This is a genomic window from Xenorhabdus sp. XBWT (assembly GCF_059072735.1).
In genome coordinates, this window is sequence record NZ_CM180990.1 from 2,711,996 (window position 1) to 2,737,351 (window position 25,356).

At 42.9% G+C, this 25,356-nt stretch carries 25 protein-coding genes, 2 tRNA genes and 1 pseudogene; 16 read left to right on the plus strand and 12 right to left on the minus strand.

Features of this window, described 5'->3' with window-relative positions; genetic code table 11:
- Positions 1-22: 22 nt before the first annotated feature.
- The 7 genes from AC5JQI_RS11855 to AC5JQI_RS11885 all read right to left on the minus strand — a co-directional run bounded on the left by AC5JQI_RS11855 (position 23) and on the right by AC5JQI_RS11885 (position 6,095).
- Positions 23-439: a DNA methyltransferase gene (locus AC5JQI_RS11855; RefSeq protein ID WP_493912313.1), complete on the minus strand. Its 417-nt coding sequence runs from the start codon at positions 437-439 to the stop codon at positions 23-25.
- Between the two features lie 20 nt (positions 440-459).
- Positions 460-2,883 carry a DUF927 domain-containing protein gene (locus AC5JQI_RS11860; protein ID WP_493912314.1) on the minus strand — a complete coding sequence of 808 codons (2,424 nt, stop codon included), beginning with the start codon at positions 2,881-2,883 and terminating at the stop codon, positions 460-462.
- A gap of 18 nt (positions 2,884-2,901) precedes the next feature.
- Positions 2,902-3,177 (minus strand): helix-turn-helix transcriptional regulator, encoded by a 276-nt coding sequence (locus tag AC5JQI_RS11865; protein ID WP_493912315.1) that lies wholly within the window; start codon positions 3,175-3,177, stop codon positions 2,902-2,904.
- The gene (locus tag AC5JQI_RS11870; RefSeq protein ID WP_493912316.1) at positions 3,177-3,392 is read right to left on the minus strand and encodes a helix-turn-helix transcriptional regulator; all 216 of its coding nucleotides are present in this window, start codon (positions 3,390-3,392) and stop codon (positions 3,177-3,179) included. The genes AC5JQI_RS11865 and AC5JQI_RS11870 overlap by 1 nt, the downstream gene beginning before the upstream one ends.
- Positions 3,393-3,524: 132 nt before the next feature.
- The gene (locus AC5JQI_RS11875) at positions 3,525-4,391 is read right to left on the minus strand and encodes a DUF6387 family protein (RefSeq protein ID WP_493912317.1); all 867 of its coding nucleotides are present in this window, start codon (positions 4,389-4,391) and stop codon (positions 3,525-3,527) included.
- 239 nt (positions 4,392-4,630) lie between these two features.
- Positions 4,631-5,845 carry a tyrosine-type recombinase/integrase gene (locus tag AC5JQI_RS11880; protein ID WP_493912318.1) on the minus strand — a complete coding sequence of 405 codons (1,215 nt, stop codon included), beginning with the start codon at positions 5,843-5,845 and terminating at the stop codon, positions 4,631-4,633.
- A gap of 175 nt (positions 5,846-6,020) precedes the next feature.
- A tRNA-Arg gene (locus AC5JQI_RS11885) sits at positions 6,021-6,095 on the minus strand.
- A gap of 182 nt (positions 6,096-6,277) precedes the next feature.
- Here AC5JQI_RS11885 and AC5JQI_RS11890 point away from each other — a divergent pair.
- The 6 genes and pseudogenes from AC5JQI_RS11890 to AC5JQI_RS11915 form a co-directional block, all read left to right on the plus strand.
- Positions 6,278-6,910 (plus strand): annotated as a pseudogene (locus AC5JQI_RS11890) (Arm DNA-binding domain-containing protein); the annotation flags it as partial.
- 233 nt (positions 6,911-7,143) lie between these two features.
- Positions 7,144-7,389 carry an antitermination protein Q gene (locus tag AC5JQI_RS11895; protein WP_493914669.1) on the plus strand — a complete coding sequence of 82 codons (246 nt, stop codon included), beginning with the start codon at positions 7,144-7,146 and terminating at the stop codon, positions 7,387-7,389.
- A 341-nt stretch (positions 7,390-7,730) separates the two neighbouring features.
- Complete coding sequence (locus AC5JQI_RS11900) at positions 7,731-8,498, plus strand: Thoeris anti-defense Tad2 family protein (RefSeq protein ID WP_493912319.1); 768 nt, start codon at positions 7,731-7,733, stop codon at positions 8,496-8,498.
- Positions 8,499-8,858: 360 nt separating this feature from the next.
- Positions 8,859-8,934, plus strand: a tRNA-Phe gene (locus AC5JQI_RS11905).
- 135 nt (positions 8,935-9,069) lie between these two features.
- Positions 9,070-9,273 carry a hypothetical protein gene (locus tag AC5JQI_RS11910; protein ID WP_493912320.1) on the plus strand — a complete coding sequence of 68 codons (204 nt, stop codon included), beginning with the start codon at positions 9,070-9,072 and terminating at the stop codon, positions 9,271-9,273.
- Between the two features lie 74 nt (positions 9,274-9,347).
- Complete coding sequence (locus tag AC5JQI_RS11915; RefSeq protein WP_493912321.1) at positions 9,348-9,572, plus strand: hypothetical protein; 225 nt, start codon at positions 9,348-9,350, stop codon at positions 9,570-9,572.
- An 87-nt stretch (positions 9,573-9,659) separates the two neighbouring features.
- On the opposite strand, the gene AC5JQI_RS11920 is transcribed toward AC5JQI_RS11915, so the two are convergent.
- From AC5JQI_RS11920 to AC5JQI_RS11930, 3 genes are all read right to left on the minus strand, one after another.
- A complete protein-coding gene (locus AC5JQI_RS11920; protein ID WP_493912322.1) occupies positions 9,660-10,316 on the minus strand; it encodes a hypothetical protein in 657 nt (218 codons plus the stop codon).
- A 161-nt stretch (positions 10,317-10,477) separates the two neighbouring features.
- Positions 10,478-10,684, minus strand: coding sequence for a hypothetical protein (locus AC5JQI_RS11925; RefSeq protein WP_493912323.1), 207 nt, complete (start codon positions 10,682-10,684; stop codon positions 10,478-10,480).
- A gap of 171 nt (positions 10,685-10,855) precedes the next feature.
- Positions 10,856-11,116: a hypothetical protein gene (locus AC5JQI_RS11930; RefSeq protein WP_493912324.1), complete on the minus strand. Its 261-nt coding sequence runs from the start codon at positions 11,114-11,116 to the stop codon at positions 10,856-10,858.
- Between the two features lie 167 nt (positions 11,117-11,283).
- Between AC5JQI_RS11930 and AC5JQI_RS11935 the strand changes: the two genes are divergently transcribed.
- Positions 11,284-11,658, plus strand: coding sequence for a hypothetical protein (locus AC5JQI_RS11935; RefSeq protein ID WP_493912325.1), 375 nt, complete (start codon positions 11,284-11,286; stop codon positions 11,656-11,658).
- A gap of 389 nt (positions 11,659-12,047) precedes the next feature.
- A complete protein-coding gene (gene mlaA, locus AC5JQI_RS11940; protein WP_493912326.1) occupies positions 12,048-12,800 on the plus strand; it encodes a phospholipid-binding lipoprotein MlaA in 753 nt (250 codons plus the stop codon).
- Positions 12,801-12,872: 72 nt separating this feature from the next.
- On the opposite strand, the gene fadL is transcribed toward mlaA, so the two are convergent.
- Entirely contained in the window at positions 12,873-14,183 is a 1,311-nt protein-coding gene (fadL, locus tag AC5JQI_RS11945) for a long-chain fatty acid transporter FadL (RefSeq protein ID WP_493912327.1), read from the minus strand.
- A gap of 353 nt (positions 14,184-14,536) precedes the next feature.
- Here fadL and AC5JQI_RS11950 point away from each other — a divergent pair, with 353 nt between their 5' ends.
- The 4 genes from AC5JQI_RS11950 to sixA all read left to right on the plus strand — a co-directional run bounded on the left by AC5JQI_RS11950 (position 14,537) and on the right by sixA (position 19,597).
- Positions 14,537-14,833, plus strand: a complete 297-nt coding sequence (locus AC5JQI_RS11950; protein WP_493912328.1) for a YfcZ/YiiS family protein — start codon at positions 14,537-14,539, stop codon at positions 14,831-14,833.
- A gap of 293 nt (positions 14,834-15,126) precedes the next feature.
- Positions 15,127-16,437: an acetyl-CoA C-acyltransferase FadI gene (gene fadI, locus AC5JQI_RS11955; protein ID WP_493912329.1), complete on the plus strand. Its 1,311-nt coding sequence runs from the start codon at positions 15,127-15,129 to the stop codon at positions 16,435-16,437.
- Positions 16,437-18,614 carry a fatty acid oxidation complex subunit alpha FadJ gene (gene fadJ, locus AC5JQI_RS11960; RefSeq protein WP_493912330.1) on the plus strand — a complete coding sequence of 726 codons (2,178 nt, stop codon included), beginning with the start codon at positions 16,437-16,439 and terminating at the stop codon, positions 18,612-18,614. The genes fadI and fadJ overlap by 1 nt, the downstream gene beginning before the upstream one ends.
- A gap of 500 nt (positions 18,615-19,114) precedes the next feature.
- Positions 19,115-19,597 carry a phosphohistidine phosphatase SixA gene (sixA, locus tag AC5JQI_RS11965; RefSeq protein ID WP_493912331.1) on the plus strand — a complete coding sequence of 161 codons (483 nt, stop codon included), beginning with the start codon at positions 19,115-19,117 and terminating at the stop codon, positions 19,595-19,597.
- Positions 19,598-19,615: 18 nt separating this feature from the next.
- On the opposite strand, the gene smrB is transcribed toward sixA, so the two are convergent.
- A complete protein-coding gene (gene smrB, locus AC5JQI_RS11970) occupies positions 19,616-20,158 on the minus strand; it encodes an endonuclease SmrB (protein WP_493912332.1) in 543 nt (180 codons plus the stop codon).
- Positions 20,159-20,342: 184 nt separating this feature from the next.
- Between smrB and hutI the strand changes: the two genes are divergently transcribed.
- The 4 genes from hutI to hutU all read left to right on the plus strand — a co-directional run bounded on the left by hutI (position 20,343) and on the right by hutU (position 25,349).
- Positions 20,343-21,617: an imidazolonepropionase gene (hutI, locus tag AC5JQI_RS11975; RefSeq protein WP_493912333.1), complete on the plus strand. Its 1,275-nt coding sequence runs from the start codon at positions 20,343-20,345 to the stop codon at positions 21,615-21,617.
- Positions 21,618-21,636: 19 nt separating this feature from the next.
- Complete coding sequence (gene hutG, locus AC5JQI_RS11980; RefSeq protein ID WP_493912334.1) at positions 21,637-22,596, plus strand: formimidoylglutamase; 960 nt, start codon at positions 21,637-21,639, stop codon at positions 22,594-22,596.
- 50 nt (positions 22,597-22,646) lie between these two features.
- Entirely contained in the window at positions 22,647-23,378 is a 732-nt protein-coding gene (gene hutC, locus AC5JQI_RS11985; RefSeq protein ID WP_493912335.1) for a histidine utilization transcriptional repressor HutC, read from the plus strand.
- A 291-nt stretch (positions 23,379-23,669) separates the two neighbouring features.
- Entirely contained in the window at positions 23,670-25,349 is a 1,680-nt protein-coding gene (gene hutU, locus AC5JQI_RS11990) for a urocanate hydratase (RefSeq protein WP_493912336.1), read from the plus strand.
- Positions 25,350-25,356: the final 7 nt, after the last annotated feature.

Sequence of the window (25,356 nt, forward strand, 5' to 3'; positions counted from 1 at the left end):
TGACCTTTTGCTGATATCAAATTCATCTTTCATGGATGCTCTCTATACCAATCCGAGGAGTTGCTCGAATTGGTTGTAAACTCAACGCTGACAACTGTTCGTTTATCTCCCGCTCAGTCTGCCTAAACCGTGCCTCTTCCAGTTCAACCCCCAGCACCCGACGATTGAGTTTTAACGCCGCTTTCAGTGTCGCCCCGGAACCCATAAAGAAATCGGCTACCACATCCCCTGCCCGGCTGCTGGACTGGATAATGTGCGTCATCAGATCAAGGGGTTTTTCACAGGAATGTTTGCCCGGATAATACTGAACAGGCGCAAACTGCCAGACATCGGTATAGGGTACATCGGGTGTGACCGAGAACGGGCGGCGCAATGACGTGTAATTTTGTTGTGTCAGCGACTCTTTATATTGCCGTGATAAAAATTGATGTTCTGCCACCAGCTCATGATGTGGCCGGTTCAGTTTCCCGCGAAACAATACCTGTATTTTTGATAGTCCATTTCATTGGGTAATGACCATTGGCTCTCGCTGAACCAGTGGCGGGACATCTGCTTACCCGTTGCTTGGTTGATTTCTTTCAGCCTGATACCTGATGATTTCAGGGCATCACGGAAATAATCTATCAGGGGTTTAAAAACCTGCGCACTCAGTGCCTGATATTGCCGGTAACGTCCGTCAGATTTCGGGTGATCAAACCGCTGATAATGTTCAGCGAAAATTATTCGTTCCGTCGCTGGAAAATAGGTTCTGAGGATTTCTTTATTTTGTCTTAGCCACGGGCCATACGATTTTGCCCAGATAATATGGTTCAACACATTGAACCGTTCACGCACGAGCAGTTCCGTATCAGACGCCAGACGCGACCCACAGAACATATACAGACTGCCGTTGGGTTTCAGTACCCGCCAGAACTCGGCCAGTACTTCATCCAGCCACGCAAGGTATGCCGTGACATCTTTCCACTGGTTATCCCATTGGTGCTCTTTCATCTGATAATAGGGCGGGTCAGTGGCGATCAGGTCAATGCAGTTATCCACGTTAAAACCCCGGGCGATCTCCTGTTTAAAAGTCGCGGGTAAGGTATAGAAAATCATCGGATCATTATCATGAAGGCCTTTCTTTTCCCGATACCCAGCCAAATCTCGAATCGGTAAGTCCCGCTCATCATAGGGCAGAGGGGCATAGCGGCTCATACCATGAGCGTTAAGAAAGGAAACGGCCTGCTCGACAATCTGTTCAAATTCTTTATTGCCTGTCCCAAACTCCGCCACCCAGACATTAAAGATATATTGCAGCACATCGCGGCAATCCTGCGCGTTCCAGCCCGTGATGACCCGCCCCAACATTAAAGCCGCCTCCAGTACAGCAAAGCGGTCGCTGATCCGTTGTACCTGCTCACCATAACTTTCCGGTATTAGCTTGCCCCACCGTGATTGCGCCTCAATATAAGCCTGTCTGGCTTCCTCATGGTGTGACGATAGATAACCGATCCATTCCCGCCCTGCCGCACCATAATGTTCACGACAGCCGCGCTTTAACGCATCCGCATGCGCCTTACCATTTTCTGAACCGTGCAAGGTTTTAGCCCTTTCCATCGGGATATTCAGCAATCGGACTAATTGCCCGGCATTAATTTTAATCCCGGCCTCCATCAAGAACGTGGGGATATCTTTCTCACCGGTACTGATCGCCGCGGTTCGCCAGCTTGCCAAAGGACGGTTACCGCCTTCTTTTGCCCCCTGTATTTTCCCCTTACCATTAAACAGGGTATAGGCTGAGGTGTGGACATGCTTAGGGTTCGCACCCTGTCCTACCTCATCGAGTGACAACAGCCCGTCATTGTGTGCCAGGGCTTCATTGGCTATCCCCAGCGCGGTGCCATACCACGTCAGCCGTTGCTCATCCGGTTTACCGTATAGGCTGGTTGCAATATCTGCCGTCGTGGTTTTCCCGGCAGTCGATTGTGCATACAGATGGACACCAAACCCGTCCGTCCCCACAATCCCTATCATCGGGGCCGCTAACGCCGTCGCAATGCCCAGCATCATAAAGGGGTTATTATTTGCCAGCCGTACCACCTGTTCACGCCAGCTTTCCGTTGTCCCTGAAACGGTGTAAGCATGGGCGGCAGCGCTTCCCCCGTTAAACAAAACAGGCTGTTCAGGCTCGCCAATCACCGAACCGTCCGGCATGATATACGCCCCTTTATGCCAGCCTGATTTTGCCGTCATACTCCAGATTTCTTTTGTGTGGCTTCGTATCAGCCAGTCAGCCAGGATCGCTCTGAGGTTACTTTTTGTAGTCACCTGCACGCCCCCCGCCTTGAGTATTCGCCAGCCTTCGCGTTCTCCAATGTCGGCCGACGCCACCCTTTTAATGACCGGGTCTTTACCCTGAGCCGTGTAGCCCTGAACTCGAACACCCTCAACGCGGTGACGTTTTTTAGTCAGAAAACGGATGTGATCGGCATAGACATAAAGCCACTGACCATCCACAGCAATATGTTCGAAGGCTCTGACTGGTCGTTTACTGTACTGGACAAAAGGATTAAACTTATTGATTTTATTGTTTTTATTGGTCGACAACCCCTTGTCATTACCTGTCACGCGATAGAGCCAGAATCGCTGTTCTCTACCTGTGAGCTTTTTCGTTCTGACTGGCACATAACCAGCTTTACGCATTGCTAAACTAAACTCCGCATCATTCTTGTAATATTGGCGACGTAACTCATTTGATACTGAGACAGCGAAACTTTGTTTAGTCCATATCTCTACCCATTGACTCACTAATTCAATTGGCAACCCATTGACTAATATTCCGCTAGTCTGATTTTTGGCGTAGGTACGCCCCTGACCGGATAAAGCCATATTTTTCGATGTCATAGTTTTACCCTGTCTTAATTAATTTGATTTTCGGCTATAGGGGTTATTGACGTTCTCTACTTTGGGCGGATTGCGTATCCACCATAAAACATCGCTTAATAACCACGCACAAGAATTACGCCCGAAATGACAACGTGGCGGAAATAAACCTAATCCCTCTAATTTATGGCAATGGCTGCGAGAAATGCCGGATATCCTTTCTCTTTCCCTTTCTCTTATTCGCCTTTCATTTTCACCATAAACAGAAAGAATATATTTCCGCTGTTCGTCGGTGGGTAATATAAATTTGGGCATTACATCACCTCACCGCGCGATTCAGCGATACGTTGTGATATCCAGTCATCTATTTCTGATTCAATAAAAGCGACTGAGCGAGTACCGATTTTAACTTGCTTAGGAAATCTGTTATCTGCAATGAGTTTGTAGATCCATGCTTTACCGTAGCCGGTTCTGCGCTGAACTTCAGGTAAGCGGATAAGGGTTTCTTTAGGTGTGATAGTTGTTGGCATGTAGCCCCCTGTTATCTAGTCCTTGAGATGTTGTAATGGACGTTTTTTGATTACAGGGAATATTTTCATATCATAGTTCTGTTTTAGATAGACATAATCATAAAAATGATTTATCCAATAAGATCATAAAATTTAAAGTTCTGCGAGTTTCATGATATCTGAAAATCTCATATTTTTAAGGTGTTCATTTTTCTTTATATAGAACGACATAGCGCGCAAAAGATCACCAAAAACTATTATTACAACGAATGGCTTAACCGTGTCCTTAATCTGAACCCCACCAACCACATTTCCATCACTTAAAGGAAATAATAATCTAGCATATAATTCGTTGCTGATTTTTTTATTATTTATCTTTTCCCAAAGCATCAAATCAATGAAAGGAAACACTTTGTAAGAAAATATTTTTTTCAAAGAAGATAACCCAACTCTATTATTGCTTTTTTCTGGTTCATCTATTCCTGTACCTAGCCTCCATGTTTTTAGATGCTCTTTAAATTCTGTAACCAGCTCATCATCTGAGTAATCTCCTATGTTAAATTTAACAACCAACTCTTCATTAAACCAATCTCCCAAGTAACCAATATGATTTATACTTGTAAATATATTTCCATCAACTATTTTTATAGGATTATTAATCTCTTCTATTATATCACCTTGCCTTAATAAGGCTCTGTAGTAGGATACTAGATCTCCGACATTAAACAAATTACAAGACTCTCCTTCAATAGAATATTCATTGTATTCTTTATCAAGAAGATCGATGCATTTTATAGGGTGACCATTTATAATAAACTCAAATTCACTAATTTCATTGGAAGATTCATCTTTTATAACTTCACCCCACTCATCACAAAAATCATCGGGTGAATCTGAAATTATATCATGAGAAATTAAATCATCGTGATGAACTAATCCTTTCTCTAATCCTTTAAATATTAAAGTCCTTATTTTATTATCTATATCATCGTCTTTTTCATAATCATATAAATAAGTCACTCTGTTTTTTAGATCATCAATAACTTCTCATACCGTTAAATCTAATAATTTCTCATACCTACGCACATCAAACCATGACATAATTTCTTTAGGTTTTGCCCTTGTCATACCGCCACCTCACGTCCTCTATTGGTAGAAGCTATGCCAGTCCGTAGAGGTATACGGTTTTTCGGGATAGATTTATTCTTTAACGTCTTGGATAGTCTACTAAAGTCAATTATCGCTGTCTATTCATCCAGTTAAGCAAGTTTCTTAAATTTGCCATGTACCACATTTCCGCCTTGTTCGAGTGCGTCCATATAGTCCGCATACCATTGCAGCATTTCCCTTCGGCCATCCAGATATTGGGCATGGTTATACGTTCCACGAATAGAGTTCTTATCAACGTGTGCAAGCTGCGTTTCAATCCACTCAGAGGGGTAATTTTGTTCGTGCAAAATAGTACTCATGGTATGGCGGAATCCGTGGCTCGTTGCTTGACCGGTGTAGCCAATTCGCCTAATTAATAAATTTAATGCCATTTCACTCATAGGTTTATTTGTATCATTCCTGCCCTGAAAAACATATTTTCCTTGGCCTGTGATGGGCTTTAGCTGTTCTAAAATATCAATAGCCTGATTTGATAATGGAACAATATGAGGACGACGCATTTTCATTTTTGCAGCAGGTATTTCCCATTGCGCTTTATTAAAATCAACCTCTGACCATTCAGCATTGCGTAATTCACCGGGACGGGCACCAATTATCATTTGTAATCGCATCCCCATTTTTACGATGAAACTGCCTGTATAAGCATTTAAGGATTTATAGAACTCAGGGATTTCATCAACAGTTAAAAATGAATAATGTTCTTTTTTATGTGGAGCAAAAGCAGACACTAAATCCGGGGCGGGGTTATATTCAGCTCTCCCTGTTACTATTGCATATCGCCATACCTCCCCACACCGTTGACGAACTTTTCTGAGTTTCTCGGTCGCTCCCCGCTCGTTCATTCGTGATAAAACAGCCATAAGTTCCATTGGCTTAATCTCAGCAATAGGCCTATTGCCTATATATGGGAAAACGTCTTTTTCAAATGTTTCCATCATTTCTTTGGCATAAGAAGCTGACCACCTGTCTACGCGTTTTTCATACCATTCACGAGTTATATTTTCAAAGATGTTTTCTATTTGGTTTGCTGCGAATATCTTTTCGGTTTTTCTTGCTTCGCTGGGGTTGATTCCGTTAGCCACCAGCTTTCTTGCCTCATCGCGTTTAGTTCTAGCCTCAGTGAGTGTTACTACCGGATAAACTCCTAATGAGATCATTTTGGTTTTACCCGCAAATTGATAACGATATCGCCAGCCTTTAGAACCATTGGTATCAACCAACAAAGATAGCCCGTTACCATCCGCCAACGTATAGGCTTTTTCCTTTGGTTTGGCCCGCTTGATTACTAAGTCTGTTAGCTTCATAAACCACCCAATATTGTATAGAAAAATTGTAGAGGGAATTTCTATACAGAAAACTATACAACAAATTGTAGAGATTTAGAAAGACACTACTAGACTTCGATAGATGAGGGATTTGGTGAGTTAGTTGATTTTACAGGAGTTAATTAACTTGAATAGACTGTGAGAGATGTTCATTTGGTGCCCCCTGCGGGAATCGAACCTGCAATTAGCCCTTAGGAGGGGCTCGTTATATCCATTTAACTAAGGGGACTTTTTTTGATGCTGCTTTAACTTGTTTCGAGCTGCTCGAAGCTTACCTCTTTCTACCTGTTTTAATCAAGTTTTTTTCCTGTGGTTGTTCCATTTTGTTCTCTCTGGTTTTTAGTTGGCATCCGTTCGTTCACTTGTCATTGTGTACATAATCATGATTCAATTTGTGTACAAGTTATAATTATGGCATTGAGCGACACTAAACTGCGCAGCATTCACAACAAATCCTACAAAGGAACGCCTGAATTAACCGATGGTGACGGGTTGAGTGTCAGGATCACACCAAACGGAACTATAACATTCCAACACAGATACCGTTGGAATGGCAAACCAGTACGTCTAACTGTTGGCCGCTATCCTGAGATGTCATTACGGGATGCGCGAGTAGTGGTAGGCGAGATGCGCTCATTGTACACAAAGGGGCTTGACCCTAAAACGTATTTTTCTGGTTCATAAGGTGAGGCTACGCTAAAAGATTGTCTTGATTACTGGTGGGATAAGTACGCATCCACTTTAAAGCCCAATACGCAAATACTCTATCGATCTGTCGTGTACAACACAATGTACACACAATTTTTGTGTACACCCGTTGCCAGTATACCAGTGTCATCATGGGTAAAGTTTTTTGATAAGCAGGAAAAAGAAAACCCCAAAAAGGCTAGAGTGCTTTTGACTCAAATGCGTTCGGTCATTAACTGGTGCGTAGGTAGACAGTTCATCCCGTCATGCGAAGTTATGAAGCTCAGCGTGAAAAACATAGGTAAAAAACCGGATACTGGTCATCGGGTATTGACCTATACGGAATTATCCAAGATGGTATTTGAACATTACGCCCGCTCAGCAGCTTCAACGTGTCAGTGTTCGGACTGTCGCGGAAAGGGGCTTATCTACCAAATGAAAGACGTTGAAAAACATCCCGGCATTATTCGTGAAGACGGCACGGTGATTATTGCGCCGTGGATTGAAAAAGAGCAGATGGGGAGCTTTGCCAGAAATGCAACGGGAAAGGTATTCTGTCAAACCGTTGTCGCTGCAAAGGGCGGGGCTTCATACTTGATGAGGAAGAAACCGCTTTACGGGGTGTGCCTGTTCATAAAATCTGCCCACGTTGCTCCGGGCGGGGTTATAGTCGAGTGCCGTCGTCAGTGGCTTATACGGCAATTAAGGCTTACCTGCCTGATTTGAACGAAAGGACATGGCGTCGGAACTGGAAGCCCTTTTATGAAAAGCTGGTGGAAAAATGTTACACGGAAGAAAAACGCACTGAAAAAGTATTTAATGAGGTGACAAAATAAACAATTGCTTTTTGTCCGGCATTGGCTTAATATCTCCAAAAAGTGGGAACTTGTAACTATACTCACTACGAACTTTAAACCTCGCCCAATGCGGGGTTTTTTAATACCCTATTTTCAATAAAGGGTATTTTGCCAGCACCAAATTTCAAATTTACACCCCAACCGATACCCATGACTGCGGATAATCAGATTTTATAATATGTCACCCGATATTAAGGCGTATTAATCCCTGTATAACGGTATTAGATTGAATTAAAAATCTGACCTAAGTAATATTAACTGGCTGTTTATTAGTAGGATGAAATGACCTTGAACTTTAACAAATAATAAATGAGGGATTTATGTCTGAAGTTAATAAGCTAGATGATAAAAAATGTTCATTTGCTCCTGACCAATATCAGAAGGATGTGAAGATTGATAATGTCGCTCCAGTTGGGTCTTTCCCGTGGGCGTTGATTCAGGTGTATTTGAATAAGCCAGTAGGGCGTAGTAACTGGGATTATGGTGTATATCTTATCCCTGAATACGATAAATCCGGTGACCTTATCTATATTCAGCAATCAGGTACAGATGGTAGCTCCTCGACTTGGGTTCCTGAACCGAAAGATATGGTGGCTTGTGATTGGGAACCGGTGAAGATAAAACCAAAGCCAGTTGATTGCATGCTGTCTTTTGATCTTAAGGTAGAGACTGCGCGAGATGATCTTGATGATGGTGGCAATTCAAAAAATGATAATCAATATTGGGGATATGCGAGTGTTGGTTTTAACCTTGTATCTGCTTTCGGTACGTTGACTAACCTTCAAAGCACTATAGGGGTTGGAAGCATCTCAGAATTCTATTTCTCAGAGGTTCCCATCGGTAGCTTTTATGCAATAGAATTGGCAGTTGATACTGAAAACCAACTAGGCTTAAGGAGTAAGAGTCTTGAAGTAACGGTTAACGGTTCAACTTATAATCTTGGCTCCAGTCTTGGGAGTCCTCAAAATTTCTTCTTGTATGATCTTAGTGATGCAACAAAGCAACAACAAGGTGACCTGCTGAAATTAAGCGATTTACTGAAACAAAATGTAGGCAAAACACTGCATTTTTGCTTCAACTGGAAATAATCACCCAAATCTACACCCTGAATTCAAGACCTCGCACTCGCGGGGCTTTTTCATTTCTACCCGTCGTAAATCCAACTACCAAAAGATTTTTGGTAGTTCGAAATCCCGCAAGTCCGGGATGTTTAGATGAATATTTTAATCCCCCCGAATTCGGGGGTTTTACAACTCAAGCAGCACTGATCAATACTTTATTTCATTTAAAATCAATATATTACTTGTATTTTAACCATTTCGAGCAACACCTCGGATTGGTATAGAGAGCATCCATGAAAGATGAATTTGACGGTTTTATTCAACTCTCCGGTAATTCCAGATAGTTCAAATTTGAGGCTGCGCTCCGGTGCGGCCTTTTTCGTATCTGGAACTTTGGCGTAGAGGGTTCGCGCGGATGCCTGAAGAGCATCAGGACTCGGTTCGATTCCGAGAGGTTCCACCAAATGATGATGAACACACTACTTTGATAATTGATAAAATAATTTTATTAATCTTTGAATGGTGTGATCATTGACCAAGAAGCGCTTATTTATTAATCGTATTATCTCCTGGCGTACGCAACAATAGGAGAAAATGCATGAAATATTACGTTCATACTAAAACTGATAAGCAGGGTGATCATGAAGTACACCGTGAAGGATGTAACCGTATGCCACTCGATGAAAACCGAGTACATCTCGGAGACTTTACTGGCTGTCAGTCTGCTGTGAAAGAGGCAAAACGACAGGGCTACAGTGCTGATGGTTGTTACTGGTGTTCAACCGAATGTCACACATCCTGATATCAGCAATATGAACATAACTAAAGGTCACTTAGGTGGCCTTTTTTGTTGCCTACGCAATGAGGGAATTAACCATGTACGCATTAAAGCTAATCACAGAAAGAAACGGTCGTTCAGTAGAAGAGTCATGGATCTTGGGGGACATGTACCGTCTGGAGTTTTACCCGAAAGATGTCGCTGAGGGCGTTATTGCTCGTGTCGAGAATAGCCAGAACGGCAACTTGATTAATCACGACATCAAAAAAACAGATCAAGCTTACATATCCGAGAAGGCATCATCAACGACCGGGCAAAATTAAGGTATTTGCAGAATTACGTTAAAACACAATGTCAGTAGCCCCTAAATTCAGGGGCTGCGGGTGTTTGTGGGGAGGGTTATGGTTTTATTAACGTCGAGGACTAGGTGATCGGGCATGAGAACGCAATGTAGCAAGTATGTCATCGAAATCTTCATCTGTGGGATTATCGTATATAGGTCGTATTGGCGAAGTTGCGCGTACTGGCGGCATTGGCGTTCGAGGCGGAGATGGTGGTTGTGGGGCGCCCGGAGGCTGTATATTTGATGGCACTGGTGAATAATAAGGAGATGGACTTCTTTGTGGTTGTTGATGTGGAGAGGATTGTTGTGATGCTGAAACAGATTGCCTTCTGATAGCGCCGCCAGACTGATCAGTTGGTAAGAAATTAGAAGGCCCCGGCATATCTCCTTGTAGATAAGCCGTAATGCGACTTTGCTGTATTGCTTCCTGCATATCTTGTTCATACTGTAAAGATTGCGCTAGATGCCCCATTGTATCGCTAGATTGAGATGGTTGTGGGAGTTGAACAGCGTTTAGTGTCTGCGCTATAGGGTTAAAGCGATTCTGCTGGCTATATTGCTGAGGGCGAGACCTCATTGGACCACCACCCGGAGCTTGCGATATGCCAGATGGGTCGGGTTGAGGGGGTGGCAAGTTAGGTGGGCTAAACTGAGACGGAATTCCTGCGTGACTTTGCCGTCCTGCTTCTCGTTGCGCTTGTTGTTGTATTTGATCACTATGCATCGTATGTATATGCGTCTTCAAACCTCGCTGGTTCTTAGCAACGACACCACAATAGTCGCATTTAACCGGTAGTAGTTGCTGCTGTCGTTGTTGTTGGTCTGCTAGTAGTAGTAGTTGTTGTTGTTGTTCTGCTAGTAGTCGTTGTTGTCGTTGTTGTTCTGCTAGTAGTCGTTTCGTTGTTGTTGCTGCTGTCGTTGTTGTTCTGCTAGTAGTCGTTGTTGTTGTTGTTGTATTTGTGGTCCTATCTCTTGGGCGTGAGCTTGGGCTTGGGCATTTCCAGAATGCACTCTGTTATAATGATTGTACAAGTTTTCCAGAGAACGCAATATTTGTGAGCAACACTTGCATGGGTATATATTTTTAACCATAACATTCACCTTTATGTTTATACAGAGAATAAAAGCTTATTTATAACAACCTCTACCTCCGTCTCCACCACAAAACAAACGAATAATGTTTAACAATCAGTTATCCTTTGAAACTAAACCCAATATTTCTTTACCCATTCCCTTGAGTGGTTAAAGCAATAACGCATGCCGTCATCCCGTTCTCACCGCGTACCCAACGCATACGGTCTGGTGGCATTTTATTTCCAATTGTAGAGCTATCTCTATAGTTGATTTATGCGTCGGGTTATCGCCGTCTGCCTGTATTAGCTGTGACATGTTCCTTAGCATTGAGCGTATAGACAGAATCAAAAATAACCCATGCCACCGTTGACGACGGGCATCATCAGCAACATCCGCTGTAGGCAGAAGAAGCGGTGTGACAGCCGGAGAGACGGCCTGCATTGCCATCATGATTCACTGAGTTGTGATCGCCATGCGGTAGACCTAAAGTCTATCGGACATTACCCCTATTTAAGGCGGTAACAGACGACTTACGCAGAACTTTATACAGTCCCGACTAAAAAATGACGGGGTTATATCCAACACATCAGTTGAATATGCTAAATGGAGGCCAGAACATGCCACCGCGTATACCCAGAGCCTGCCGTAAGCAAGGCTGCCCCAAGACCACCACCGATCGCAGCAGCTACTGTCCTGACCATTTCCACACGGGCTGGCAGAACCACCAGCAGGGCAAGAGCCGACACGCACGCGGCTATTCCCACCATACTAAACCACCCCGAGCAGGAATCACGCAAAATCAGTCCTATTACCGAGGTCCTCACTTTGGCCGGAGTCGCCAATCTGACGGCCTCGGCAAAATCAATGGGTTATTGTATTGGCTGAGACAGGAACTGCTATCCGATCATCGGACTTTGCTGTGCTTACTGCACGATGAGAGCTTGAGTTTAAGCCGTCCAGTACATACGGAATTATCCCATATGTTAAATTGATATCCCTCCCAACCACTGCATCATTGGTGGGGTGGGTGGGTGATTTTTTTATTAAATGGCAGGTGATAGTTGCGGATATACGAGATGGACATTTTTTAAATTGTGTACATATTGGTGTACTTTTTATATATTAACATTATATATTTTTACTTTTAAAACATATAGTTAATTATTTATATCTCCATATCCATTTAACTAAGGGGACAACGGAAGCTAGTATACCTGTTTTTTTTGCTGGAGATAAGGCATGGCAAACTGTTTGGCCATATAATAACCACTCTTTTTGATTACCATTAATGAAAAATTGGCAGTATATTTAACATATTGGGTACATTGATCGGTATACGGTGTGAGAGTCAATGTCTAAAAGTAATTATGTGGAGAACTATATGAAGTATCGTCTGAGCGGGGTTGCTCTTACAGTAGTCTTACTGGTGGGATGTGCCAGTTCATCGAATACGGTGCAACAGGGGCGTCCAGATCCACTGGAAGGCTTTAACCGTGCTATGTTCAACTTTAATTATGATGTTCTCGACCCGTATGTTTTGCGACCGGTTGCTGTGGCCTGGCGTAATTATGTACCCGTGCCTGCGCGAAATGGTATTGGCAATTTTATGAGTAATCTTGAAGAACCAGCCAGTATGGTTAATAGTTTTTTTCGTGGAGATATCCATGAGGGCGCAAAGCATTTTAACCGTTTCTTTTTAAATACTTTGTTAGGTATGGGTGGGTTTATTGATGTTGCTTCTATGGCAAATCCTAAACTGGCAAAAGAAGATGTGTTGCGTTTTGGCAGCACATTAGGGTACTACGATGTGGGCTATGGTCCGTATGTTGTTTTGCCCGGCTATGGTAGTTTCACACTGCGTGATGAAGGCGGTAATTTTGCGGATATGACTTATCCTTTACTGAGTTATCTCACTGGTTGGATGTCGGTAGGTAAATGGATGGTTGAAGGAATAGAAACCCGTGCTCGTTTGCTGGATTCTGATGGCTTGTTGAAGAACTCTTCAGATCCTTATTTGATGATGCGTGATGCTTACTTCCAGCGTCATGACTTTATGGCTAATGGCGGCAAGCTGGAGCCAGAAAAAAATCCTAATGCCGCAAGTATTCAGGATGAATTGAATTCTATCGATTAGTTTGGAACTCATAACTAAAAAGGATAGCAAGTGCTATCCTTTTTAGATTACGGCATTCGAATAAAACGAATATTAGAACGTGTAGTTAAAGTTCACGCCGTACAACCATGCAGTTCCTTTGGAATCGAATTCATACGGTGTGGAAAAAGGTGCTGGCATATCTTCTTTCAGTTTTTCACTGACATGTACTTTTTTACCGCGCATATAGGAAATACCGACATCCACGGAAGCATCTTTATTAAATGCATAAGTGGTTCCCACACTTAACCAGAAACGATCTTGATCCGGGATGGAAATAGAACGATTTTGGGCTGGTACTGGGCTTTCATCAAAGGCGATACCGGTACGGAATGTCCAATTATCGTCATAATAGTAAGTTGTACCGAGTGAAATGCGGTAAGCGTCGCGGAAGCCTTCATGTTTTTGGAATAAGGTTGCTCCGTTGTCTTTGCTCTTACCGCGTAATTCTTTGAACTCACTCCAGCCAGTGTATAAGAAGCTATAGTGAATTGCCCATTGAGGTGCAACACGGTTATAACCAGAAAATTCCCACATATCTGGTAAGTTTAGATCCAGAGTACCCCTAATGGTATTTCCGGCAAGACCACCAGGGAATTTTACTGGCAAATCATTACTGTAATCCCCTTTTTTGAACTTAACTTTGACTTTTGAACGGTAAGTCAAGCTATAACGGTTATTCTCGTCATACTGATACAAAAGGCCTGCATTCCAGCCATGACCCCAATCTTTTCCTTCCAGCTTGGCGGCTTCGTCGCTTGGTGAGATATTTAGCTTCATCATTTTAGATAGGGCAGGACCCGCCTCACCCATATGGCGAGAGATTTTTGCATCGGCATAAACAGCATTGTAGCCTACGCCAAAGCTGAAATGATCGTCAAGTTTGTAAGCACCGCTTAGGTTTAAGTTCACGGTTTTAAGATCAGTTTTACCGCCAACCAGACCAGCATTATAGTTATTGCTGAAATTGGTCGCTAGGCCAAAGTTGGAAGTTGCGGATGCACCCACAAACCACTGGTCATTAATTGGTGCAATAAAATGCAGGTTTGGGATCCATGCATTTGGTGCGATATTTTTAGCATTAGTGCTCTTGCGAGTTACTGGAGATTCACCTGTAATATCAACATTCGGGTTGACATAAATTAAGCCGCTGGAAAATGAAGGACGATCAAATAAGGTCATGGCAGCAGGGTTACGACTGCCCACAGTCGCGTTGTCTGCAATGGCACCTTCACCAGAAAATGCCCGACCTAGTCCTGATGTTGAATATTCATTCAATTGAAAACCGGCAGCACTAGCATTGGATGAAAGAATTGCAACCGCCACTGCTAGTGCTGAACGTGTAAATAGGGTTTTCTGGCTCATAACCAAAACCTCATTGTTTAATTATTATTTAACATGCTACTCAAGTAGCTGAGAGCGCGGGATTGTAGAGTCGGTTTGCCATAATGACAAATCAGACCAGTGCACGAAGTATAGGCCTGATAATAGAATGTGTTGCAAGAATGTTTTTAAAATATAGCTAAAATGATTATCAAAATGGGACTTGCTTAACAAAAAACAGACAATCATTGTTAATCAAATGTAAATGGCTATTGTTTGATGTATTGAGATCAATAAATAGTGAGATAAATGGTTTCAAATCGCACGAACACTGGTTATCAGTAACTAAGGCAACGTACAATCATCAGTAAGTTTTTATCGTTGGAGAAAGAAAAATGACTGATGCAATTAACCGTTGTAGCGCGGAAGAAACGGCTGCTTGCTGTTGTGTTGATGTAGGAACTGTTATTGATAATGAAGATTGCACCGCTTCTTATCAGCGTATTTTTGCCAGTGAACAAGAAGCTGAATTGATGCTTAATACATTGACTGGAAAGGCGAAAGAAGTGGAATCAGATCCGTGCTTTATACACCATAAAATAGATGCTGTTGATGGCAGAATGCAATTATCTGTGGATTTTACTTTTAGTTGCCAGGCAGAAGCCCTGATTTTTCAGTTAAGATTGCGTTAATTCATCTCAAACAACGATTTTCCCGCTGTTTTGTCATTTCAGGCAGTGGGAGAGTTGCTTGTCAACAGTTGTAAATAATAGTCCTTTTTTGTATATGAGCCGCACATTCCCCATCCAAGTTGTATAAATTATAAATGCCTCAAAGTTGCGCTTGCTCGCATTTTTCGTTTATTCCTGTTTGCTATTTACCAACATTGCGTTAACAATGCTTCATCAGGTCTGACCTCTTGTGAGGTGAGTAAATATTTTTAATCAATCAATTGATTTAATTAATAATTATTGCAGGAGTTGCTATGGGTCGTTCTTCAACAAAAGTAACACAGCAAAAAGACCGTGTTGCTATTGTCAGCGGGTTGCGCATTCCTTTTGCGAAACAGGCAACTTTCTACCACGGTGTTCCGGCTGTCGATTTAGGGAAAGCCGTCGTCAGTGAACTGATCATTAGGAGCGGTTTATCGCCTGAGAAGATCGACCAATTGGTTTTTGGGCAGGTTGTTCAAATGCCGGAAGCCCCAAATATTGCGAGGGAGATTGTTTTAGGTACTGGTTTAAGTGTGAATACTGATGCCTATAGTGTTTCTCGTGCTTGTGCGACGAGTTTTCAGGCAATTGCAAATGTGGCTGAAAGCATTATGGTGGGTTCAGTGAATGTCGGGATTGCAGGTGGTGCCGATTCTTCATCTGTTTTACCAATTGGGGTAACTAAATCACTGGCCCGCACTTTGGTTGATATGAACAAAGCCAAGAGCCTGTCTCAACGACTAAAACTACTCAGTCGATTGAAATTACGAGATTTATTGCCAGTATCTCCGGCAGTCGCTGAATATTCAACTGGGTTGAGAATGGGAGATACAGCAGAGCAGATGGCAAAAACCTATCATATCAGCCGTGAAGAACAGGATGCCTTGGCGCACCGTTCCCATGTACTGGCTGCGAAAGCTTGGGAGCAGGGGCTTTTGAATGATGAAGTTGTGTCAGCACATTTTCCGCCGTACCGTGAAACTTTGTTGGAAGATAACAATATTCGGAAAAGTTCAGTATTGTCTTCTTACGCTAAGTTGCGTCCGGCTTTTGACCGTAAATATGGTACGGTCACAGCGGCAAATAGTACGCCGCTGACTGATGGTGCGGCAGCAGTTATATTAATGCGTGAATCGGTTGCTAAAGAGCTGGGCATGATCCCATTGGGATATTTACGTAGCTACGCATTTTCTGCGATTGATGTTTGGCAGGATATGTTACTGGGACCCTCTTATGCGACACCGTTGGCGTTAGATCGTGCAGGCATCACGTTGAATGAACTCACCCTCATTGATATGCATGAAGCGTTTGCTTCTCAAACACTGACGAACTTAAAAATGTTTGCCAGTGAGAAATTTGCTCGTGAAAAACTGGGGCGTAATCAGATGATTGGTGAAGTGGATATGGATAAATTCAATGTATTGGGTGGGTCAATTGCTTATGGTCATCCATTTGCTGCGACAGGAGCCCGAATGGTTACCCAAACATTGAATGAATTGCGCCGCCGTGGTGGTGGTTTTGGGCTAACAACTGCCTGTGCCGCAGGTGGATTGGGTGCAGCAATGGTATTGGAGGTCGAATAATGGCTCTGGCTGAAAAAGAAACCGTCATCTCAACAACGCAATCAAATCAATCAGTATTCAATTTTTCTGTCAGAGACGACAATGTGGGTGTCATCACTATTGATGTACCTGGTGATAAAGTGAACACCCTGAAAGCCGAATTTGTTGAACAGTTCCTGACAACGTTTGAGAAAGCACAACAATTTTCTGGTTTAAAAGGGTTGGTGATTATATCTGGAAAGCCAGATACGTTTATTGCCGGCGCAGACATCAGTATGATTGCTGGCTGTCAAACACAAGAAGAAGCGACAGAATTGGCTCAAAAAGGGCAAAAATTATTTGCACAAATTTCCAGTTATCCTTTACCGATAGTGGCTGCGATTCATGGAGCATGTTTGGGAGGAGGGCTGGAACTGGCATTGGCTTGTCATGCTCGCATCTGTTCTTTGGATGATAAGACACGACTTGGTTTGCCGGAAGTTCAGCTCGGGCTATTACCGGGTTCAGGAGGAACTCAGCGGTTACCTCGTCTGATTGGTGTCAGCGCCGCTTTGGACATGATATTGACAGGGCGTCAGCTTAAAGCTAGGCAGGCGAAACGGTTGGGTGTTGTGGATGATGCCGTTTCTTTGGATATCTTGCTCGATGTTGCTGTGCAATATGTTAAAAAAGGCAGTGCCAAACGCAAGCCATTGCCATGGTCACAGCGAATGATGGCAAGCACACTGGGTAGGCCGCTGCTGTTCCATATGGTGCGCCGGAAAACGCAAACGAAAACCCATGGCCACTATCCGGCACCAGAAAAAATCATCAATGTGATCCGCACAGGGTTGGAAAAGGGATCAGAACAAGGTTTTCAGGCTGAAGCCAAGGCATTCGGTGAATTAGCGATGTCACCGGAATCAGCGGCACTGCGGAGCTTGTTTTTTGCTTCAACTACTTTAAAAAATGAAACTGGCTCGTCAGAGCAGCCTGCGGAAATTAAACAGGTGGGAATTTTGGGTGGAGGCCTGATGGGTGGCGGGATTGCCAACGTTACCATAACCCGGGGCAATCTATCAGCCCGCATTAAAGACATTAATGAAAAAGGCATCAATCAGGCACTGAAATATACATGGGATCTTCTTTCTAAGCGAGTAAAACAGCGTCGTTTGAAACCCAGTGAGCGTTCTCAACAAATGTCTTTATTGACTGGAACCACAGATTACAGTGGATTTAAGCAAGCAGATATTGTGGTTGAAGCTGTATTTGAAGATTTGGTATTGAAACGTAAAATGGTTTCAGAAATTGAAGACAACACAAAACCTGAAACTATTTTTGCTTCTAACACTTCCTCGCTACCAATCCATAAAATTGCTGAAGTCTCAACGCGGCCTGAGCAAGTCATCGGCCTTCACTATTTTAGCCCTGTTGACAAAATGCCTTTGGTAGAAGTTATTCCACATGCAGGGACAAGTGAAAAAACAATTGCCACCGCTGTTTCACTGGCGAAAAAACAGGGGAAAACGGCGATTGTTGTCGGTGATAAAGCCGGATTCTACGTAAACCGAATTTTAACACCTTACATTAATGAGGCAGGTTATTGTTTGGTGGAAGGAGAGCCTGTTGATCATATCGACAAGGCTCTGGTTAATTTCGGGTTTCCTATTGGCCCAATTAATTTGCTGGACGAAGTTGGCATAGATGTGGGTACAAAAATTATCCCGATATTAGTGGAGCAATTGGGCGATAGATTTGCTGCCCCAGAGATTTTGGAAGCTATCTTAAAAGACAATAGGAAAGGCAAGAAAAATGGACGAGGTTTTTATTCATATGTGAACAAAAAAGGCTTCTTTAAGTCTTTTGGTAAAACTTCCAAAGAAGTAGACACATCCATTTATCCTTTATTAAAAATCAGGCCCGCAGCAAACATGTCACCTGTTGATATTGCTGAGCGTTGTGTGATGCTCATGCTGAACGAAGCAGTTCACTGTCTGGATGAGGGAATTATCCGAAGCCCTCGTGATGGCGATATTGGTGCTGTATTTGGCATTGGATTCCCGCCGTTCCTTGGAGGGCCATTCCGTTATATCGATCAGCTTGGCTGTGATAAGGTCGTGGAAGTTTTACGTCGTTTGGAATCAAAATATGGAGAAAGATTTACTCCGTGTGAGAGACTAATCCAGATGGCTGAACAGAAAAAGAAATTTCACACATAAATATATATTTTTTAAAAATCAAACAGATCGGCTCTTTTAATTAAGAGTCGATTTTTTTATGGAAAATAATTTAATAATTGATTATCTATGGTTTTTATTTTTCATATAAACAATGAATAATAAACAACAAAATAAGGCATATATAAATCGTTTTTATTTATTTTATTTGCCCTTAATTTAGGGCAGAATGCGTACAATAAGAGCTGACGCGTTTTTTATCAACTATTATTTTTTATCAACTATTAGTTTGATAATCTCATTTAGATTTACTTATTAATTCCATCCATCTATACCCAATAAGTTACAAGTTATGGTTTGGCGGAAAAGGTACTAATCCCACAGAATGACTTATTAAGTCTTTAGTAACTATGTGGTTGGGCTAGTTAAATTGACCACTAGAGCAGCAATTTGAAAGATGAAAGGTATAGCTAATGACTTGTCCCAAGAAAATTAATCGTGCTTTGCCTTGAGACAGCTTGCAATTAACTAGACGGTGAATTATGTACGTTTTTATTATGCGTCACGGTGATGCTACTTTAGATGCAATCAGTGATATAGCGAGAGAATTAACTCCACGTGGTTATCAAGAATCCCGGGAAGTAGCATGCTGGCTTTCAAAACAAATATCTGATATTGATTCTGTTTTGGTCAGTCCCTATATCCGTGCAGAGCAGACGCTAAAGGTGGTTCGCGAAAAATTGGTTCTGCCAGACAACCAAGAAGTGCTGGCTGAATTAACACCATCGGGCGATGTGGCACTGGTAGCCAGTTATTTACAGGTTCTGGCAACGCAAGGGCATAAAGCTGTATTAATCGTTTCCCATTTACCGTTAGTCGGTTATTTGGTTTCTGAGCTTTGCCCCGGACAAACACCCCCGATGTTTGCTACATCCAGCATCGCTTGTGTGGAATGGGAGCAGCAAACGGAGAAAGGTCGCTTATTATGGCAAATTTCTCCGGCACAGTTAGCCAACAAAACCTAACGTTATACAGAAGAAAAACTAACGCTGTGTAAGCTCATCCAGTTCTACCAAAATGAGCAATGCAGCGTTTCCTCCCCATTCTTTGGGAGCCTGGTGGAAAGCAATGATATCCGGATGTTGGGCAAGCCATAATGGCGTTTGTTGTTTAAGGATATGTTTGCCATGACCATGCATAACACAGGCACAATAAACATGCTCACGACGACAGGCTGCGATCAAAGCGCCTATTTCCTGCTTAGCTTGTAATTGAGTTAACCCATGTAAATCAAGGAACAGTTCAGGGGGATAATCCCCACGGCGCAATTTTTTCAATTCATAATGATTGGCACCTTCTTTAACATAGCGGGTTGCTCCTTCTGTATCGAGATTAGGCTGGAACTCATCAGAAAAATAGTAACTGGCATCAATCTGCTCTTGCATAAGGCGTTCAGGAGCAACATGACTGACTTTTTTTCTTTTCGGAGTATGCAAAACCGTATCGTGGACAATTCGGCGGGTTCCTATTACAGATTTTCTGAATAGTTCAACATCTTCTTCGTTTAGTAGGTTCTTCTTCTTCATTACTCGTCAATTCACTAACAAATTTTGATAAGTGTACCTGATTTTCTGTGATTTTTCTTAGAAGCTATCGTCTTAAGGAACAAGATAAACATAAAATGATTTGACAATCATGCTTGGTTATAAAATAAATGTATATACAACATAAAGGCTGATGTTAATAAGAAAAAATAACAGGAAGAGAGTAATGTCGATTGAACTGAAAGATACCGATGTTATTTGGCGTAATGCCAGACTTGCCACAATGAACCCTGCAATTAAGCACATTGATGGTAAAAGTAATTATGGAATGTTAGAGCAGCATGATCTGATTATCCGGGATGAGAAGATCTTGGCAGTTTTACCGACAGAGAGTGTGCCAAGCAAAAATTGTAAAATTATTGATGCAGAACAGCGGCTAATTACTCCCGGCTTAATCGATTGCCACACCCATTTAGTTTTTGGCGGTAATCGGGCATCTGAATGGGAACTGCGCTTGAATGGAGTTTCTTATGAAGAGATTAGTGCCAAAGGTGGGGGGATTAATTCAACGGTCAATGCAACGAGAAACAGCCCTGCCCATCAATTGGAAATCTCTGCTCAAAAGCGGCTTGATGCTTTGATTGCTGAAGGTGTGACAACAGTCGAGATAAAATCAGGTTATGGATTAGATCTGGATAATGAAGAAAAGCAGTTGAATGTCGTGCGAGCGTTGACACAGAAAAATCCCATCGAAATTAGCCCAACATTACTCTCAGCCCATGCTGTTCCACCCGAATACAAACACAATCCTGATGCTTATATCGATTTAGTTTGTGAAACCATTCTTCCTGCGCTTTGGCAGAAAAAGTTATTTGAATCTGTAGATGTGTTTTGTGAAACAGTCGGTTTTAATATTGACCAGACCAAGCGCGTGTTTGATACCGCAAAACGGTTAAATATTCCAGTAAAAGGTCATGTTGAGCAACTTTCTAATTTAGGCGGCAGTGAATTAGTGGCTGAATATCAAGGCTGGTCAGTTGATCACATTGAACACTTAGATGAAAAGGGAATTGAAGCCATCAGCCGCAGTGGAACAGCCGCAGTGTTACTGCCGGGAGCATTTTATTTCCTGAGAGAGACGAAGCGTCCCCCCATCGCATTATTGCGCCAATATGGTATTCCAATGGCTATTTCGACAGATTTCAATCCAGGTACCAGTCCATTTGCTTCTTTGCGTCTGATTATGAACATGGCTTGCGTGCAGTTTGGTTTGACGCCAGAAGAAGCGTGGCAGGGTGTGACGATCCATGCAGCCCGTGCATTAGGGCGAGTTGATAGCCATGGTCAATTGGCCGCTGGTTATATGGCTGATTTTGTTGTCTGGGATGCCGAGAATCCGGTTGATATTTTATATGAATTGGGACGCAATCCATTGGTTTATCGTGTTTATCGCGGTGAAATCACAAACCATTCTCACTTAGATAACGATTGCAATAATTAACAGTGGCGAGGAATAAAATATGAACTTATGGCATCCAACATCGGAGAATATTTGGCAAGGGCGTGATGATCTTGCGGAAGCTGAGAATGCTCTGCGAGTATTCCAGACAATAAAACAACCCGCCAGTTTTTCCCCAGAAGAGTTTCCTCACCATATTGCATTATTGGGATTTGAGTGTGATGAAGGCGTCAAACTGAATCAAGGACGTCCGGGAGCGAAATCAGGGCCTGAATATTTGCGTCAATCATTGGCAAATCTGGCTAGCTATGATGGCCATGAGCGGCTGGTGGATCTGGGAAATATCCGGGCTGATTCTGAAAAATTGAGTGAAGCACAAGAGGCGCTTAGTGATGTGGTATATGAGTGTCAGCATCATAGCATGAAAACGCTGATTTTTGGTGGCGGGCATGAAACGGCATTTGCTCATGGAATGGGGATATATCGCGCGTTTCCGACTCAGCGTGTTGGTATTATCAATTTTGATGCGCATCTGGATCTACGAAATTCGTTACAACCCACATCAGGAACGCCATTTAGGCAGCTTACTCACTATTGTCAGCAGCACCAGCGTCCATTCAATTACACTTGTGTCGGGGCCAGTTTGTCATCGAATACTCAAGCGTTATTGGATGAGGCGAATCATCTTGATGTCACAATTATTTGGGATACTCATTGTGTCGAGTCGATGCTGGATAAGGTACAACAGCAATTGCAAGATATAATTAATCAAGTTGATATTATTTATATGACTATCGATTTGGATGTGCTGCCAATTTGGCAAATGCCAGCAGTTTCTGCACCAGCGGCATTGGGTGTTCCGCTAGAACGTTTATTGCCATTGGTTCAACTCATCTGCCAGAGTAAAAAATTGCAAGCTGTGGATTTGGTCGAACTCAACCCCTTGTATGATATTCAAGGAATGGGAGGCAAGGCGGCGGCGCGTCTCGCATGGCAATTGGTGCACTGGTGGAATAGATAAAAGTGGAATAGATAAAAGTGGTATGGATAAAAAGTGAGAGGCAAGTAATTGTGGCAGCCAATTTATCAGGTGAATTTGTCAAGCCAATACCTTTGTATGCGAAAGTCAAACAAACAATTATTGAGAAAATTTATACAGGTGAATGGAAACCGCATGATAGGGTTCCTTCTGAAGCTGAATTAGTCAAGCAATTTCACTGTAGCCGCATGACTGCCAATAGGGCATTGCGGGAGCTTACAGCAGAAGGTTTTCTATTCCGCCTGCAAGGAGTCGGTTCGTTTGTTTCTGAGCCGAAAGGACAATCCGCTTTGTTTGAAATTCACAGTATTGCGGATGAAATTATCTCACGTTCTCATCAACATAGTTGTAAAGTACTGAAACTTTCTGAGGTGAGTGCCAATATAACGCAGGCTGCGGAATTTAGTATTGCGGTAGACGCGCCTCTCTACCATTCGATTATTTTACATTATGAAAATGATGTGCCTGTGCAAATTGAAGATCGCTATGTCAACGCTCAGGCTGCGCCGGAATATTTGAGGCAGAATTTCAGCCAACAAACTGCCCATGATTACTTATCTCAAGTAGCTCCTTTGACAGAGGGAGAGCATATTGTTGAAGCTGTTGCGGGAGATGCCCGTTCTTGCCGATTACTGCAAATTGAGGCAAATGTGCCTTGTTTGTTAATCAGCCGCCGAACTTGGTCGAAAGAATTTATTGTTTCTAGTGCTAAGTTATTGTTTCCCGGACATCGATATAAATTGAAAGGTCATTTTAGTTCATAATCTGTCCGTTAAACTGTAAAAAGCCTCTTTTACCTTCTTTGGGTTGAAGAGGTTTTTTTTATTAATTCTTGTAAATATAATGTAAACAAAATGTGATTTGAAACACAAAATCAGTAAAAACATTAGTCTGCTTCTCACAGAATATATCATCATCACCTTATTGATATTTATAATAAATGATAATGTGTTCCATATTATCGACTTTATCTGTGTCACATTTTTTTCTATTGAATATACATGTATATACAACTATACAATTAACAAAATTCATAAAGATAAAATAGGAAAACCGTGACGATGCAAAATAATAAATTCAGCAACGTAACCATTCGTGCCCCCAGAGGGGCGCAACTCACAGCAAAAAGCTGGCTGACGGAAGCCCCACTCCGCATGCTTATGAATAATCTTGATCCGGATGTAGCTGAAAATCCCAATGAATTGGTTGTTTATGGCGGAATAGGTCGTGCAGCCAGAAACTGGGAATGCTATGAAAAAATCGTTGAGACCCTGAAAAATCTGGAAAATGATGAAACCCTGCTGGTGCAATCAGGTAAACCAGTGGGCGTATTCAAGACGCATGAGAATGCGCCGCGTGTATTGATTGCCAATTCGAATCTGGTTCCACATTGGGCAACATGGGAACATTTTAATGAATTGGATGCCAAGGGATTGGCGATGTATGGACAGATGACAGCGGGTAGCTGGATATACATTGGTAGTCAGGGCATTGTGCAGGGCACTTACGAAACGTTTGTAGAAGCCGGCCGCCAACATTACAACGGTAATTTAACCGGACGCTGGGTATTGACTGCCGGGTTGGGTGGAATGGGCGGGGCACAGCCACTGGCAGCAACTTTGGCTGGGGCTTCTTCATTGAACATCGAATGTCAGCAAAGTCGCATTGATTTTCGTCTGCGTACTAAATATGTGGATGAACAAGCTGTTGATTTAGATGATGCTTTGGCCCGTATTGAACGCTATACCCGGGAAGGAAAGACTGTATCGATAGCATTGTGCGGTAATGCCGCAGAAATCTTGCCTGAATTGGTACGTCGTGGTGTCCGTCCTGATATGGTGACAGATCAAACCAGCGCACATGACCCGTTACATGGCTATTTACCGGTAGGTTGGACATGGGAGGAATATTGCCGTCGCGCTGAGACAGAGCCGGAAGTCGTGGCTCAGGCTGCGAAATCTTCCATGGCTGCGCATGTTGAAGCTATGTTGGCCTTCCAAAAACAAGGTATACCGACTTTCGATTATGGCAATAACATCCGCCAAATGGCAAAAGAATCCGGTGTTGAAAATGCCTTTGATTTTCCGGGTTTTGTGCCTGCTTACATTCGTCCCTTGTTTTGCCGTGGTATTGGGCCTTTCCGCTGGGCAGCACTTTCCGGTGATCCTGAAGATATTTATAAAACTGACGCTAAAGTCAAAGAATTGTTGCCAGATGACACCCATTTACATCGTTGGTTAGACATGGCAAAAGAGCGCATTAGTTTTCAGGGTTTGCCTGCGCGTATTTGCTGGGTGGGTCTGGGAGATCGCGCTAAATTGGGATTGGCATTCAATGAAATGGTACGCAGTGGGGAACTTTCCACTCCGATCGTGATTGGCCGTGACCATCTGGATTCAGGCTCTGTAGCCAGTCCCAATCGGGAAACAGAATCAATGCAAGATGGTTCCGATGCCGTTTCTGACTGGCCGTTGTTGAATGCATTGCTGAATACTGCAAGTGGCGCAACATGGGTTTCTTTACATCATGGCGGCGGCGTTGGTATGGGATTCTCCCAGCACTCCGGTATGGTAATTGTTTGTGATGGTACGGATGAAGCGGCAGAACGTATTGCTCGTGTATTGCATAATGATCCAGCAACAGGTGTTATGCGTCATGCTGATGCGGGTTATGAACTGGCTATCCAGTGTGCGAAAGAACAGGGACTGAACCTGCCAATGATTGATGTAAAATAAGGGAGCA

Coding starts and splice junctions, on each gene's coding strand:
- AC5JQI_RS11860 (WP_493912314.1), bottom strand. CDS start 2,883: ATGACATCGAAAAATATGGCTTTATCCGGTCAGGGGCGTACCTACGCC.
- AC5JQI_RS11865 (WP_493912315.1), bottom strand. CDS start 3,177: ATGCCCAAATTTATATTACCCACCGACGAACAGCGGAAATATATTCTT.
- AC5JQI_RS11870 (WP_493912316.1), bottom strand. CDS start 3,392: ATGCCAACAACTATCACACCTAAAGAAACCCTTATCCGCTTACCTGAA.
- AC5JQI_RS11880 (WP_493912318.1), bottom strand. CDS start 5,845: ATGAAGCTAACAGACTTAGTAATCAAGCGGGCCAAACCAAAGGAAAAA.
- AC5JQI_RS11900 (WP_493912319.1), top strand. CDS start 7,731: ATGTCTGAAGTTAATAAGCTAGATGATAAAAAATGTTCATTTGCTCCT.
- AC5JQI_RS11910 (WP_493912320.1), top strand. CDS start 9,070: ATGAAATATTACGTTCATACTAAAACTGATAAGCAGGGTGATCATGAA.
- AC5JQI_RS11915 (WP_493912321.1), top strand. CDS start 9,348: ATGTACGCATTAAAGCTAATCACAGAAAGAAACGGTCGTTCAGTAGAA.
- AC5JQI_RS11920 (WP_493912322.1), bottom strand. CDS start 10,316: ATGCATAGTGATCAAATACAACAACAAGCGCAACGAGAAGCAGGACGG.
- AC5JQI_RS11925 (WP_493912323.1), bottom strand. CDS start 10,684: ATGGTTAAAAATATATACCCATGCAAGTGTTGCTCACAAATATTGCGT.
- AC5JQI_RS11930 (WP_493912324.1), bottom strand. CDS start 11,116: ATGATGGCAATGCAGGCCGTCTCTCCGGCTGTCACACCGCTTCTTCTG.
- AC5JQI_RS11935 (WP_493912325.1), top strand. CDS start 11,284: ATGCCACCGCGTATACCCAGAGCCTGCCGTAAGCAAGGCTGCCCCAAG.
- mlaA (WP_493912326.1), top strand. CDS start 12,048: ATGAAGTATCGTCTGAGCGGGGTTGCTCTTACAGTAGTCTTACTGGTG.
- fadL (WP_493912327.1), bottom strand. CDS start 14,183: ATGAGCCAGAAAACCCTATTTACACGTTCAGCACTAGCAGTGGCGGTT.
- AC5JQI_RS11950 (WP_493912328.1), top strand. CDS start 14,537: ATGACTGATGCAATTAACCGTTGTAGCGCGGAAGAAACGGCTGCTTGC.
- fadI (WP_493912329.1), top strand. CDS start 15,127: ATGGGTCGTTCTTCAACAAAAGTAACACAGCAAAAAGACCGTGTTGCT.
- fadJ (WP_493912330.1), top strand. CDS start 16,437: ATGGCTCTGGCTGAAAAAGAAACCGTCATCTCAACAACGCAATCAAAT.
- sixA (WP_493912331.1), top strand. CDS start 19,115: ATGTACGTTTTTATTATGCGTCACGGTGATGCTACTTTAGATGCAATC.
- smrB (WP_493912332.1), bottom strand. CDS start 20,158: ATGAAGAAGAAGAACCTACTAAACGAAGAAGATGTTGAACTATTCAGA.
- hutI (WP_493912333.1), top strand. CDS start 20,343: ATGTCGATTGAACTGAAAGATACCGATGTTATTTGGCGTAATGCCAGA.
- hutG (WP_493912334.1), top strand. CDS start 21,637: ATGAACTTATGGCATCCAACATCGGAGAATATTTGGCAAGGGCGTGAT.